General features: G+C 74.4%; 12 protein-coding genes. 4 read left to right on the plus strand and 8 right to left on the minus strand.

Features of this window, described 5'->3' with window-relative positions; translation table 11 throughout:
- Positions 1-182: 182 nt before the first annotated feature.
- The 3 genes from BM339_RS52385 to BM339_RS50405 all read left to right on the plus strand — a co-directional run bounded on the left by BM339_RS52385 (position 183) and on the right by BM339_RS50405 (position 3781).
- Positions 183-2909 carry an ATP-binding protein gene (locus BM339_RS52385; protein WP_075024405.1) on the plus strand — a complete coding sequence of 909 codons (2727 nt, stop codon included), beginning with the start codon at positions 183-185 and terminating at the stop codon, positions 2907-2909.
- A 53-nt stretch (positions 2910-2962) separates the two neighbouring features.
- Positions 2963-3271, plus strand: a complete 309-nt coding sequence (locus tag BM339_RS41410) for an ATP-binding cassette domain-containing protein (protein ID WP_083598470.1) — start codon at positions 2963-2965, stop codon at positions 3269-3271.
- A 369-nt stretch (positions 3272-3640) separates the two neighbouring features.
- Entirely contained in the window at positions 3641-3781 is a 141-nt protein-coding gene (locus BM339_RS50405) for a hypothetical protein (RefSeq protein WP_021597472.1), read from the plus strand.
- A gap of 150 nt (positions 3782-3931) precedes the next feature.
- Here BM339_RS50405 and pheT read toward each other — a convergent pair whose 3' ends face one another.
- From pheT to infC, 8 genes are all read right to left on the minus strand, one after another.
- Positions 3932-6418: a phenylalanine--tRNA ligase subunit beta gene (gene pheT, locus BM339_RS41415; protein WP_075024406.1), complete on the minus strand. Its 2487-nt coding sequence runs from the start codon at positions 6416-6418 to the stop codon at positions 3932-3934.
- Complete coding sequence (gene pheS, locus BM339_RS41420) at positions 6418-7527, minus strand: phenylalanine--tRNA ligase subunit alpha (RefSeq protein ID WP_024936531.1); 1110 nt, start codon at positions 7525-7527, stop codon at positions 6418-6420. The genes pheT and pheS overlap by 1 nt, the downstream gene beginning before the upstream one ends.
- Before the next feature lie 138 nt (positions 7528-7665).
- Positions 7666-8754 (minus strand): sensor histidine kinase, encoded by a 1089-nt coding sequence (locus tag BM339_RS41425; protein WP_075024407.1) that lies wholly within the window; start codon positions 8752-8754, stop codon positions 7666-7668.
- 188 nt (positions 8755-8942) lie between these two features.
- Positions 8943-9437 carry an STAS domain-containing protein gene (locus tag BM339_RS41430; protein ID WP_075024459.1) on the minus strand — a complete coding sequence of 165 codons (495 nt, stop codon included), beginning with the start codon at positions 9435-9437 and terminating at the stop codon, positions 8943-8945.
- A gap of 305 nt (positions 9438-9742) precedes the next feature.
- Complete coding sequence (locus BM339_RS41435; protein ID WP_021597477.1) at positions 9743-10558, minus strand: TrmH family RNA methyltransferase; 816 nt, start codon at positions 10556-10558, stop codon at positions 9743-9745.
- 34 nt (positions 10559-10592) lie between these two features.
- Positions 10593-10970, minus strand: a complete 378-nt coding sequence (rplT, locus tag BM339_RS41440; protein ID WP_021597478.1) for a 50S ribosomal protein L20 — start codon at positions 10968-10970, stop codon at positions 10593-10595.
- Positions 10971-11040: 70 nt separating this feature from the next.
- Complete coding sequence (gene rpmI, locus BM339_RS41445) at positions 11041-11235, minus strand: 50S ribosomal protein L35 (protein WP_021597479.1); 195 nt, start codon at positions 11233-11235, stop codon at positions 11041-11043.
- A gap of 185 nt (positions 11236-11420) precedes the next feature.
- Complete coding sequence (gene infC, locus BM339_RS41450; protein ID WP_081842914.1) at positions 11421-11966, minus strand: translation initiation factor IF-3; 546 nt, start codon at positions 11964-11966, stop codon at positions 11421-11423.
- Between the two features lie 606 nt (positions 11967-12572).
- Between infC and BM339_RS41455 the strand changes: the two genes are divergently transcribed.
- Entirely contained in the window at positions 12573-13064 is a 492-nt protein-coding gene (locus tag BM339_RS41455) for an NUDIX domain-containing protein (protein ID WP_075024408.1), read from the plus strand.
- The last annotated feature ends 21 nt before the right edge of the window (positions 13065-13085 follow it).

A 13085-nucleotide genomic window follows, 5' to 3' on the forward strand; every position in this document is an offset into this window, starting at 1 on the left:
AAAGCCCGGCGGGTTCGGAGTCCGTACTGAGGTCACGTGCGCGGGGCCGTCAGCGGCCACTGCGCGGTGTCGGACCTCAGATCCTCAACGGACTCCCCAGCCGGGCGGCAATGTGACGCGTCGAAGACTACCCCACGATTTATCGCAACACAAGTAGCGTTAAGAATCGCCATGCTGTGCGGATGAGAAACGTCAGCCCCGTCTTCGCCGGACGGGCCGCGGAGCTGCGCGAGTTACGCGCGGCGCACGCGCGGGCGTGCGCCGGCGAGCCCGCCGCCGTGCTCATCGGCGGCGAGGCCGGCGGCGGGAAGACGCGCCTGGTCACCGAGTTCACCCGCGACCTGCGCGCGCTGACCGGCGGGTGCCTCGACCTCGGCGCCGCGAGCCTGCCGTACGCCCCGTTCAGCGCGATCCTGCGGCACCTCGGCCGGGACGCGATCACCTCGCTGATGCCCGCGGCCGCCCTGCCGGACCTGGCCCGCCTGATGCCCGCGCTGACCGCCGCCGCGCTTCCGCCGGACGACGGCACCGGCCAGATGCGCCTGTTCGAGCACGTCCTCACGCTGATCGAGCGGGCGGGCGCGGCCGAACCGGCCGTCCTGGTGGTGGAGGACGCGCACTGGGCCGACCGCTCCACCCGCGACCTGCTGACGTTCCTGTTCCGCAACCCGCCGCGCGCCCGGGTGCTGCCGGTGGTCACCTTCCGCCCCGAGGAGCCGGACGCGCGGCCGTGGTTCGCCGAGCTGGCCCGGCTCCCCCACGTCACCCGGCTGGACCTGCCGCCTCTCACGGCGGCCGAGGTGGGCGACCAGGTGCGCGGCATCCTCGGAGACGCCGACCCGGTCCTGGTGCGGCACGCCCACGCGCGCGCCGGCGGCAATCCCCTGTTCGTCGAGGCGCTCGCCGGTAACCCCGGCGACACGGTGCCGGGGTCCCTGCGCGACCTGCTGCTCGACCGCGTCCGGCGGCTGCCCGTCAGCGCCCGGACGGCGCTGAGCGCGGTGAGCGCCGCCGGTGACCGGGTCGGGCACGCGCTGCTGGCGGCGGTCACCGGCCAGGCCGACCCCGCCCTGAGCGAGGCGCTGCGGCAGGCCGTGGATCACGGTCTGCTCGTCCCGGACCGTGACGGGTACGCGTTCCGGCACGCGCTCATCCGCGAGGCCGTCCACGGGAACCTTCTCCCGGGCGAACGCTCCGCCCTCCACCGCCGGTATGCCGAGGTCATCGAGCGCTCCCCCGACCTCAGCGAGACGCCGGAGAGCGCACTGGCGGTCCACTGGCAGGGCTGCGGCGACCATGCGAAGGCCCTGGCCGCGGCGTGGCGGGCCGCCGGGGAGCGGCACGCGGCCACGGCCTACGCCGAAGTGCTGAGCATGCTGGAACGCGTCCTGGACCTGTGGGACCGCGTGCCGGAAGCGGCGTCCCTCACCGGCTGCACCCGCCACGAGGTCATGATGAACGCAGCCCAGGCCGCGGGAGCGGCGGGCGATCCGCACCGCGGCCTCCCGCTCGTCGAGCGGATGCTCCGCGAGTCCGGCCAGAGCGCCCCGGAGCTGCTCGCCCTCCGGGCGATGATGCGCGGGTTCCAGGAGAGCGGCGACGACGAGATGGCCGACCTCCGCGAAGCCGAGCGGCTCGCCACCGAGCCCGGGCCCGTCCGCGTCCGGGTCCTCGCCCAGCTGAGCGCCCGGCTGCTGGTGCGCGGGGAGGCCGTCGAGGCCGCGCGGCTCGGCCGGGAGGGGCTGGAACTGGCCCGCCGCCTAGGCCCGCCGGTGGAAGGCTCAGGTCTGGAGGTCACCGTCGCCGCCGCGGCGGCGCGGGACGGCGACGGCGACCTGACCGGGCTGGAGCGGCTCCGGCATCGGGACCTCGACCCGCCGGAGCGCATCCGGGCGCTCAACACGCTGATGCACTGCGCCATGAACGCGGGCCGCTCCGCCGACGCGCTGGCGCTCGCGGCCGAGGGCCTCGCCGCCGCGGAGCAGGCGGGGCTCACGCACAGCAGGGGCCTGCCGCTGGCCGCCAACCTGGTCGAGACGCTGTACCGGCTGGGCCGCTGGGACGAGGCCGCCGACACGCTCCAGCGGCACCTCGACCGCCATCACGCCCCGTCGTTCCGGCTCCAGATGATGATCTGGCGCATCGCGCTGCTCGCCGCACGGGGCGGCGGCCCGGAACCCGATCCGGAGGCCCTGGCCGTCCCGCCCGACGCCGGGTTCCCGCAGGCCGCGCTGCCCCTCGCACAGATGATCATCGAGTGGAGGCTGTCGGCGGACGACCGGGCGGCGGCACGTGCCACCGCCGAGGCCGCCCTGCGCCATCCGCGGCTGACCGTCCAGCCCTGCTACGCCTGGCCGCTGCTGGAGGCCGCCGCCCGCGCCGGAGGCCCGTCGCTCTCCCGGATCGCGGAGGTCGCCGGACGGCTGTCCGCCGTGACTCCGGTGGCCGAGGCGCACCGGGCGGCCGTGACCGCCCTGACCGGCGGCCCCGCCGCCTGGGACACGGTGATCGGCATCTGGGAGCGGCTGGAGCGGCCGTATCCGCTCGCCTCCGCCCTGTTCGACGCCGCCTGCGCCGACCTGGCGGACCGGGACCGGTCGAGCGCGAGGTCCCGGCTGGGCCGCGCCGCCGGGATCGCCGCCGCCCTCGGCGCCGCGCCGCTGGCCCGGCGGATCTCCGAACGCGCCCGCCGCGCCGGCCTCGCGGGACCGTCCGGCGGCCCGCTCACCGCCCGCGAGGCGGAGGTCGTCCGGCTGCTGGCGCGCGGACGGTCCAACCGGGAGATCGCCGAAGAGCTGGTCATCTCCCCCAAGACCGCCAGCGTCCACGTCTCCAACATCCTCGCCAAGCTCGGCGTCGCCTCCCGGGGCGAGGCCGCAGCCGCCGCCCGCGACCGCGGCCTGGTGTGAGATAAGGCGCCGCCTTATGGCTCCGCGCCCCTCCTTACGGTGACGGTCGAGGCATGGAAGCCGCCGTGCACACCTCCCGCCTGCGCCGCACCTACGAGCGCGGCCGCCGGGACCCCGTCGTCGCCCTGGACGACCTGACCCTGACCGTCGGGCAGAACGAGATCCACGGCCTGCTCGGCCCGAACGGCGCGGGCAAGACCACCCTCATCAAGATCCTCTCCACCGTGCTGCTGCCGTCGGGCGGGTCCGCGCGGATCCTCGGCCACGACGTGGTCGCCGACACGGGCTCTGGGTCGCCGCGCTCGACCACGCCGGGCGCATCGTCCCCGAGGACCGCTGGGCCGGGCGGTTCTCCCCGATGATCGCGGCGCCCGTCCCACTGGGCCCGGTGGTGGCCGGACGGGTCGCGACGGTGGTGCTGGTGGGTGCCGCGGCGTTCGCGGAGTCGTGGACCGTGGCGGCGCTCGGATTCGGCAGGGTGGTGACGGTCGCCGACCCCGCGCTGCTCGCGCTCGCGGTCGCGGTCACCTGCCTCGCGACGGTGGGGACGGCGACGCCGCTGTCGGCGGCGCTCGTGGTGTCGCGCGCGGGAGGTTCTGCAGAACTCGCTTGGCTACCCGTTCTACACCCTCGGCGGGATCCTCGTCCCGGTCACAGCGCTGCCCGGCTGGCTGCATCCGCTCAACCATGCCGCGTTCCTGTCCTGGAGCGCGGACCTGCTGCGCGACGCCGTGCGCGGTGAGGCGCACGGCTGGGCCAGGCCGTTCACGGCGATCCCCGGGCTCGGCGCGGCGGCGATGGCGGCGGGGCTGTCGCTGACGCGCCGCTACGTGGACCGGGCCCGCCGGGAAGGGACGGTGGGCTTCGCATGAGGGACGTGCTCCGGATCGTCCGGGGATCGCTGGTACTGGGGTTTGCACCGGCTCGTGTCCGTCGGCCGCCGCGACGGGAGCCTGGACTACGCGGGCTGACACGCGGCCGTGCCCCGGACCTGCGGGCAGGTCCGGGGCACGATCACATCGTCAGGCGCCGCGGAGGACGGCTCCGGTACGGCCGGACGCCGCGGCCACCGCGGCGTCGCGGGCCGCGGAGGCCTCCTCGGCGGTCAGCGTCCGGTCGGGGGCGCGGAACCGCAGCGAGTAGGCCAGGGACTTGCGGCCCTCGCCCACCTGCTCGCCGGTGTACACGTCGAACAGCCGGATCGCCTCCAGGAGGTCGCCGGCGCCGTCGCGGAGCGACGACTCGACCTCGGCGGCCGGGACCGCGGAGTCGACGACCAGCGCGACGTCCTGCACGGCGACCGGGTAGGACGACACGTGCGGCGCCACGACCTGCGCCGGCTCGCCCAGGCGGCGCAGCTCCAGCTCCATCGCGCACGTCCGGGCGGGCAGCCCGTAGGCCTTCGTGACGCGCGGGTGCAGCTCGCCGGCGTGCCCGACGAGCGTGTCGCCGGCGTAGAGCGCGGCGCAGCGGCCCGGGTGCCAGGGCGCGTGCTGGTCGGCCTTCACCGTCAGCTCGACGCCGACCTCGCGCGCCAGCGTGCGGGCCGCCTCGATCGCGTCCGCCCACAGGGCCGGCCGGCCCTCGCCCCACCAGCCCGACGGCTCCCGGTCCCCGGACAGCACGACCGCGACCCGGTGCGGCTGGTCCGGGAGCGCCGCCTCCACGGTCGCGATCTCCTCGGCGGTGGGACCGCGGTCCACCGCGAGGATCGCCGCCCGCTCCGGCGCGTCCGGGCGCGGCCGGAACACCACGCCGAGCTCGAACAGGGCGGTGTCGGCGAAGCCGCGTCCCACGTTGAGCGCCAGCACCTTCAGCAGGCCCGGCAGCAGCGTGGTGCGCAGCAGCGGCTCCTCCTCCGACATCGGGTTCGCGAGCCGCAGCGTCCGCCTGCGCGCGTCGTCCGCCGGGAGCTGGAGGCCGTCGAGGTCCTTCTCGCCGACGAACGGGAAGGCCAGCGCCTCCACGTACCCGGCGCCGGCGAGCGCCCGGCCGACGCGGCGGCGCAGCCGCTGCTGGACGGTCAGGCCCTTACCCGCCGCCGGGCGCGGCGCGCGGACCGGGATGTCCTCGTAGCCCTCCAGCCGGATGACCTCCTCGGCGAGGTCGTTGGGCGCGGTCAGGTCGGGACGCCAGGACGGCGGCGTCACCGTCAGCACGTCGCCGCCGGTCACCGCGCAGCCGACCTGCTCGAGGCGGCGGACGACCGCGTCCCGCCCGTAGGCCACGCCCGCGACCCGGTCGGGGTGCCCGGCGGGCATCGTCACCGTGACCGGCTCGACCGGCGCCTCGGCGTGGGTGACGCCGGGCACGATCTCCGCGCCGCCGAGCTCGGCGAGCATCCGCACGGCCCGGTAGGACGCGTACAGCGGCAGCTCGCGGTCGACGCCGCGCTCGAACCGGTGGGACGCCTCGCTGTGCAGCCGGTGGCGACGGCTCATCCGGGCGGTGCCCATGGCGTCGAAGTGCGCGGCCTCGATGACCATGTCGGACGACCGCTCGTCGATCTCGGTGGCCAGCCCGCCCATCGTGCCGGCCATCGAGATCGGCCCCGACTCGTCGGTGATGAGGATGTCGTCGGGGTCGAGGGTCCGCTCGACGTGGTCGAGCGTCTCCAGCTTCTCCCCCGGGGCTGCCCGCCGGACCACGATCGGGCCGGTGAGCTTGCGCCGGTCGAACGCGTGCAGCGGCTGGCCCAGCTCCAGCATCAGGTAGTTGGTGACGTCGACCGCGAGCGACACCGGCCGCATCCCGGCGCGGTGCAGGCGGACCCGCATCCACATGGGGGTCTGCGCGTCCGGGTCGAAACCGCGCACCTCGCGCAGCACGAACCGGTCGCACGCGGACGGGTCGCCGATGCTCGCCGGATACGCCTCCCCACCGTCCTCCAGCCCCCGCGGCAGGCCCACGTCCGCCGGGTCTTTGAACGGCACGCCGTAGGCGGTGGCGGCCTCCCGGGCGAGGCCGCGGATCGACAGGGCGTAGCCGCGGTCGGGGGTGACGGCGATGTCCAGGACGTCGTCGCGCAGCCCGAGCAGCTCGATCGCGTCCGCGCCGACCGGGGTGCCCGGCGGCAGTACCAGGATGCCGCTGTGGTCGTCGCCGATGCCGAGCTCGGTCACCGAGCAGATCATGCCCTCGGACACGTGGCCGTAGGTCTTGCGGGCGCCGATCTCGAAGCCGCCCGGCAGCACACCGCCCGGCAGGACGACCACCACGCGGTCGCCGACGGCGAAGTTGGTCGCGCCGCACACGATGTTCTGCGGCTCGCCGGTGCCGTTGGCCTCGCCGACGTCCACCCGGCAGTAGCGGATCGGCTTCTTGAAGCCCGTCAGCTCCTCGATCGCCAGGACCTCGCCGACCACGAGCGGGCCGGCGATGTCGGCACCGGCCTGCTCGACGGTCTCGACTTCCAGGCCCGCCGCGATCAGCTCGGCGGCCAGCGCGCGGCCCGTGACGCCGGCCGGCAGCTCGGCGTACTCGCGCAGCCAGGAAAGCGGGGCGCGCATCAGATCTCCATCCCGAACGGGAGGGTGAACCGGACGTCGCCCTCCACCATGTCGTACATGTCCTCCACGCCGTGGCGGAACATCAGCGTCCGCTCGACGCCCAGGCCGAACGCCCAGCCGCTGTAGCGGTCCGGGTCGACGCCGCAGGCCACCAGCACCCGCGGGTTCACCATTCCGCAGCCGCCGAGCTCGATCCAGCCCTCCGAGCTGCAGGTGCGGCACGGCTCGGCGCCCGGCTCCGCCGACGCGCCCCGGCACACGAAGCACTGCATGTCGACCTCGGCCGACGGCTCGGTGAACGGGAAGAACGACGGCCGGAACCGCGTCTTCAGGCCCTCGCCGAACATCCCGGCGACGAAGGCGCCGATGCCGCCGCGCAGGTCGGCCATCGTCAGGCCCTCGTCGACCGCCAGCCCCTCCAGCTGGTGGAAGACGGGGGCGTGCGTGGCGTCCAGCTCGTCGGTGCGGAAGGTGCGCCCGGGCGCCACCACGTACACCGGCAGCGGCCTCGACAGCAGCGACCTGATCTGCATCGGCGAGGTGTGCGTGCGCATCACCAGGCCGGAGCCCTCCGACTCGACGAAGAACGTGTCCTGCATCGTGCGGGCCGGGTGGTCGGGCAGGAAGTTGAGCGCGTCGAAGTTGTACCACTCCGCCTCGACCTCGGGACCCTCGGAGACCTCGAAGCCCATCGCGACGAAGACGTCGGCCATCCGCTCCTGCATCGTGGTCAGCGGATGCCGGGCGCCGCGCGGGGCGCGGTCCCACGGCAGGGTGACGTCTACGGTCTCCTCGACGAGGACGCGGCGGTCGCGCTCCTCCTCCAGCTCGGCCTGGCGCTCCTTGAGCGCCGCGGACACCGCCCCGCGGGCGGCGCCGATGCGCTTGCCCGCGTCGGCGCGGGCCGCGGGCGGCAGCGCGCCGATCTCGCGGTTGGCGAGGGCCAGCGGGGAACGGTCGCCGGCGTGCGCCAGGCGGACCTGCTTCAGCGCGTCGAGGTCGGGCGCCGCGGCGATGGCCGCGAGCGCCTCGTCACGGGCCCGCTCCAGCTCTTCGGGCTGCAGCGCGGACACCTCGACGGGGTCATAGGACTTGTTGGGTGCAGACATGGTGGTGTGATCGACTCCGGTCGGCGTGGGACGCCCGCAGTCTAGTCCGCGGGCGATGAAGATCCGGAAAGCGTGCGCGTGACGCGCTGGCCCGGTCGGGGATCCGCCGGCCGGTGTGCTCCGGCGCGTGCGCCGGGCTCAGCCGGCGTAGTCGGGGGCCCCCGCGGGCACGGTAAATCGGAACTCGGCGCCGCCGCCGGGCGCCCGCCGCACCGAGATCACGCCGCCGTGCGCCTCGACGAGGCCCTTGACGATGTAGAGCCCGAGGCCGGTGCCGCCGCGGCGGTTGCCGCCGGGGCCGCGCCAGAATTGCCGGAAGACGCGCTGGGCGGCCTCGGGCGGGATGCCCTCGCCCTCGTCGCGCACCGACACGGCGGCTCCCTCCTTGTGCGCGTCCGGCTCCACCACAATGGTGACAGTACCCGCTCCGTGCCGCACGGCGTTTTCCACGAGGTTGCCGAGGATCTGGTCCATCTTGTCCGGGTCGAGCCACATCTCGGGCAGCTCGCCGCGCGACTCGAACCGGAAGCGGTCCTCCGGCTCGCCGGCCGCGACCCGGCCCGCGATCACCTTGCGGACCTCCTCGGGCAGGTCGACGACCTGGCGGTGCATCTCCAGCCGGCCCGCCTCGATGCGGGACACGTCCAGCAGCTCGGTGATCAGCCGGGTGACCCGGTCGGCGTCGGCGTTGACGGTCTCCAGCATCACCCGCTTCTGGTCGTCGTTGAAGCGGTGCCATTTGGCCAGCAGCGTCGCGGTGAACCCCTTGACGCTCGTCAGCGGGGAGCGCAGCTCGTGGGCGACGGTGGAGACGAGGTCGGCGCGGTCGCGTTCCTGGCGGGCGCGGTGCAGGGCGTCGCGCAGGCACACCGTGAACCGTTCCACACGGCCGTCCCGGTCGCGCCGGTACGCGGCCGTGACCAGCACCTCCGCGCCGCCGGCCAGGAACAGCGAGCGCTCGGGGTGGCGCGTCCGGGTGCACAGGCCGTCGTAGGGGGCCAGGTACTTCCACCAGTCGCGGCCCTCGGCGTCGTGCAGCGGCAGGACGTCGCGGAAGTCGCGGCCCAGGGCGGACGCCGCGGGGACGCCGGTGATGCGCACCGCGGCGGCGTTGAACACCGCCACGCGGGCGTCCCGGCCGGCGACCATCAGCCCGTCGGGCAGGTCGTCCGCCGCACCCCACTCGGGCCCCGGCCCGGACCCCTGCTCGGGTACGCGCGCGGCCACGAGAGGGGGTTCCTCTCCGCCCACAGCGGCCTCCACAACACCGATGAGAACGCGGCCTGTCGAAAAGAGACTCTAGCCGGAGTCGGTCACCTTGCGGGACCCGGAAACCGCCCCGCGGCAAGGGTTCTGTGGCCCTCGGGCGGGGTGCCGCCCACTCCGGAGGGCGGTCTCACCTGGGCGTCCGCGGCCTACCGCGAGGTGGTCGGGGAATCCTCGGCGGCGAGCGCCGTCTCGATGTCGCGGTGGATCGCGAACAGCCGGTGCAGCCCGGTGATGCGCAGCAGCCGCAGCTGCGCGGGCCGGACCCCGGCGAGGACGATCTCACCGCCGCCCGCCGCGATCTGGTTGTGCGCGGCGACCAGCGCGCCGAGCCCGGCCGCGTCGCAGAAGGGGACGGCGGCGAAGTCGGCCACCAGCCGGTGCCGGCCCGTCCCCCGCATGTCGCCGTGCACCTGGACGAGCCCGTCGCGCAGCGGACCGGCCGTGGGCAGGTCGATCTCTCCCGCGACCGCGACGACGACCGTGTCGCCGCGAACCTGGGCGATCTCGATCCGCAGCCCGCCGGTCGCGGCGGGCGGGGCGGGCGCGCCCGGGACGGCGGGCGCCCGGACCGCGCCGAGCCGGCATCGCACCTCCGGTGCCCGCCGGACCGCCCTCCGGGCCCGCCCGGTCTCCTCGATCATCACGCCCCCAACTCCGTGCGGCATCGTCGCCGCGCTGGTCAACCCACTGATCAACACGGTAGGCACGGGACAGGGACGGCGTGATCCCTCGCCGGTCCCGGATTCCCCTCCTACCCGCGGACGAGTCCCCCGCGGCGGCGGGCCCCCACCCTCCGTCCGCGTGCAGCCCCATCCTCCCAGCTCACCGGCCGGGAAACGGCGCCCTTGGCGACCGCTTGCGGCCATTCGATCACGGAATGCATCGAACCTCCGCGACCGTTCGCCCGTGCGGCGCCCGCGTCTCCTGCGCGCCGCGCCCGCCTTCCCTACGCGCTGCGCTGGGCGCGGGCCGACGCGTAGAGGCATACGGCCGCGGCCGTCGCCAGGTTCAGGCTCTCGGCGCGCCCGTGGATCGGCACGCGGACGGCCTCGTCCACGTGCCGCAGGATCTCGTCCGGGAGCCCCCACGCCTCGTTGCCGAACACCCAGGCGGTGGGGCGGGCGAGCAGGCCGTCGTCGATCGCCTCGTCCAGGGTGCGGCCGCCCGCCCCGTCGGCGGCGAGGACGGTGAGGCCCGCGCTCCTCAGCTCGGGGATCAGCGCGTCGAACCGCGGGCCGACGACGACCGGCAGGTGGAACAGGCTGCCCGCCGAGGCGCGGACGCACTTGCCGTTGTAGGGGTCGACGGACGCGTCGGTGAACACGACCGTCTCCGAGCCCGCCGCGTCGGCGGTGCGCAGCACCGTCCCGGCGTTGCCCGGGTCGCGGACGTGCGCGAGCACGGTCACCAGCCGGGGCGCGGCCTCCAGCGCCTTCTCCAGCGGGACGTCCACGAACTCGCAGACCGCCAGCAGCCCCTGCGGGGTGACCGTCTGGGCCAGCTCCGCCATGACCTCGCCGCTGACGCGCAGCACCGGCGCGCCGGCCCGCTCGGCGGCGAGCACCAGCTCGGGGTGGCGGGCCTCCGCCTCGGCCGTGGTGAACAGCTCGGCGAGCCCGCCGGGGATCTCCAGCGCCTCCCGCACCGCCTGCGGCCCCTCGGCGAGGAACCGGTTCTCGCGGCGCCGGAAGGCGCGCTTGGCGAGCCGGCGAGCGGCCTTCACCCGCGGTGATCGGAGGGAGGTCAGCTCGCGGCCCGCCATGTCGCTCTGTTCGCCCGATGTCCGGCCGCCCGGATCAGGCGGCCTCCGAGCCCTCGGCCGGAAGCGCGTCCTTGGCGACCTTGACCAGGGCGGCGAACGCCGGGGCGTCGTTGACGGCCAGCTCGGCGAGCATGCGCCGGTCGACCTCGACCTCGGCGGCCTTCAGGCCCTGGATGAACCGGTTGTAGGTGATGCCGTTGGCGCGGGCCGCGGCGTTGATCCGCTGGATCCACAGCCGGCGGAACTGGCCCTTGCGGTCCTTGCGGTCCCGGAACGCGTAGGTCATCGAGTGGAGCTGCTGCTCCTTGGCCTTGCGGTACAGGCGCGAACGCTGACCGCGGTAGCCGCTCGACCGCTCCAGGACGACCCGACGCTTCTTGGCGGCGTTGACCGCCCGCTTCACGCGTGCCACGTGCTGAACTCCTTCGTGGGGGCCGGGGCCGCACGGGCCTCGGCCGGTCGCTGATGTGCCTGGTCGAGTGCTACTTGCGCAGCAGCTTCTTGATGTTCTTGGCGTCGGCGTCGGCCACCACGGCCGGTCCGTCGAGGCGCCGGGTCCGCTTCGAGGGCTTGTGCTCGAGCAGGTGGTTGCGGTTGGCGCGGCGGCGCATCACCTTGCCGGAGCCGGTCAGCTTGAAGCGCTTCTTGGCACCGCTGTGGGTCTTGGTCTTCGGCATGGTCGCCGTCGTCTCCCTCTTTCCCGGCCTCCGTGCGGACCAGCACGGAGGCATACCTGATCGGCACATCACACGTGGTACGCGGACGCGCCGGGTCAGGCTTCAATGTACGTGCGCCGCGACCCCGCCGATCCGCGAGGTCGCGGTGTCGGGGCCGCCGCGGGGGCGGATCCCCGGACGGAACGTCAGGCGGTCTCGGTCTCCTGCCCGCGTGCCGTCTTCTTCTTGTGCGGACCGATCACCATGATCATATTCCGGCCGTCCTGCTTGGGCCGCGACTCGACGAAGCCGAGTTCCTCGACGTCGTCGGCGAGCCGCTGCAGCAGCCGGTACCCGAGTTCGGGACGGGACTGCTCACGACCACGGAACATGATCGTGACCTTCACCTTGTCCCCGGCCTTGAGGAACCGCACCACGTGACCCTTCTTGGTCTCGTAGTCGTGCGGGTCGATCTTCGGGCGGAGCTTGATCTCCTTGATGACCGTGTGCGCCTGGTTCTTCCGCGCCTCACGCGCCTTCATCGCGGACTCGTACTTGAACTTGCCGTAGTCCATGAGCCTCGCGACGGGCGGACGCGCGGTGGGCGCCACCTCGACGAGGTCGAGATCCGACTCACGCGCGATTTCAAGGGCCTTGGCGATGGGCACGATGCCCACCTGTTCGCCGTTCGGGCCGACGAGCCGGACCTCGGGCACGCGAATGCGGTCGTTGATACGCGGTTCGGCGCTGATGGGACCTCCTTGGGGCCGTTCTCAAGTTCGTTGGACCGGTCGTACCCCAAGGCTTCCACGAGAAAAGCCCCGCACGACTCGCGCACGGGGCCACCTTCGGTCTCCCAGGACGGCCGGACCGTCCGGGGACGACGGCGGGGCGGGCACCGAGCGCCCGCTCGCCGGACCGAGAACCCACCGGCCTCGGGGTCTGGGGTGTCCCCAGATGAACACCGCGGGCTCCGGCGAAACCGCCCGGTGGGCGGTGAGCAGGACCTGCGGCCTCGGCCGGTCAGGTGGGAGGTGGCCTCCGCTTGCGCGCCCGGCACGCGCCACCATCTGATCGCGCGCACAGGGCCGGTCGGCCACCAAGACTACCACCTGGCGGGACCTGATGCGCCATAGCGAATCACCCGTGCGGGGGCGGTGCGCCGCACAGGGAGCATGCGTGGGATACGCCGCTTCTCCTAACGGCCCGGAACGTCCGGTGATTCCCGAACCCTGCGGCGGGGCGCGCCGGGTGACGGTGTTCTGGCGCGGCCGGCCTCTCGGCGTCCCGGGCGCCGGCTTGTTACGGTGGAGCGGAGACGGCCCGGTGGGGCCGGCACCAGGGAGGTAGTCCCCGCGATGCCCTCGGTCGAGGTCGGCGCCGCCGGCCCCCTCACCGCCTTGTCACCGATCGCGCTGCAGTTCGCCCAGAAGGCCTTCATCGTGTCCGGCCGACGGCTGCTGATGGTCCGCAAGTCGGCGGCCGACCCGTTCCATCCCGGCCGCTGGGAGGTGCCCGGCGGGCGGCTGGAGGCCGAGGCCGACCTCGACCTCGACGACCACGTCCGCCGCGAGGTGTGGGAGGAGGTCGGCCTCAAGATCGATCCGGGGCCGCCGTTCCACCTGTGGCAGTGGTTCATGCCGGGCACCGGCCCGGGCGGCGGGCAGATCCGGGTGGTGGCCGTCGCGCGGCGCTGCCGGCCGGTCACGCTGGACGCCACGCTGGAGAACCAGGACGGCGGAGACCACCTGGACGGGTGCGCCTGGGTGCCGCTGGACGAGGTCGGCGGCTACGACCTCATCCCGAGCCTGCGCCCGGTCATGCGGGCCTTCCTGAGCCCGGCGGGCTGACCCGGCCCATGCTCCCGTCCC

Origin of the sequence: Actinomadura madurae (genome assembly GCF_900115095.1) — a bacterium.
In the GTDB taxonomy this organism is placed as follows: Bacteria; Actinomycetota; Actinomycetes; order Streptosporangiales; family Streptosporangiaceae; genus Spirillospora; species Spirillospora madurae.

Bases quoted from the DNA above. Each gene is read 5' to 3' on its own strand.
- pheS (WP_024936531.1), bottom strand. From the start codon at position 7,527: ATGTCTGCACCCAACAAGTCCTATGACCCCGTCGAGGTGTCCGCGCTG.
- pheT (WP_075024406.1), bottom strand. From the start codon at position 6,418: ATGCGCGCCCCGCTTTCCTGGCTGCGCGAGTACGCCGAGCTGCCGGCC.
- BM339_RS52385 (WP_075024405.1), top strand. From the start codon at position 183: ATGAGAAACGTCAGCCCCGTCTTCGCCGGACGGGCCGCGGAGCTGCGC.
- BM339_RS41430 (WP_075024459.1), bottom strand. From the start codon at position 9,437: ATGATCGAGGAGACCGGGCGGGCCCGGAGGGCGGTCCGGCGGGCACCG.
- rpmI (WP_021597479.1), bottom strand. From the start codon at position 11,235: ATGCCGAAGACCAAGACCCACAGCGGTGCCAAGAAGCGCTTCAAGCTG.
- BM339_RS41435 (WP_021597477.1), bottom strand. From the start codon at position 10,558: ATGGCGGGCCGCGAGCTGACCTCCCTCCGATCACCGCGGGTGAAGGCC.
- BM339_RS41410 (WP_083598470.1), top strand. From the start codon at position 2,963: ATGGAAGCCGCCGTGCACACCTCCCGCCTGCGCCGCACCTACGAGCGC.
- BM339_RS41455 (WP_075024408.1), top strand. From the start codon at position 12,573: ATGCCCTCGGTCGAGGTCGGCGCCGCCGGCCCCCTCACCGCCTTGTCA.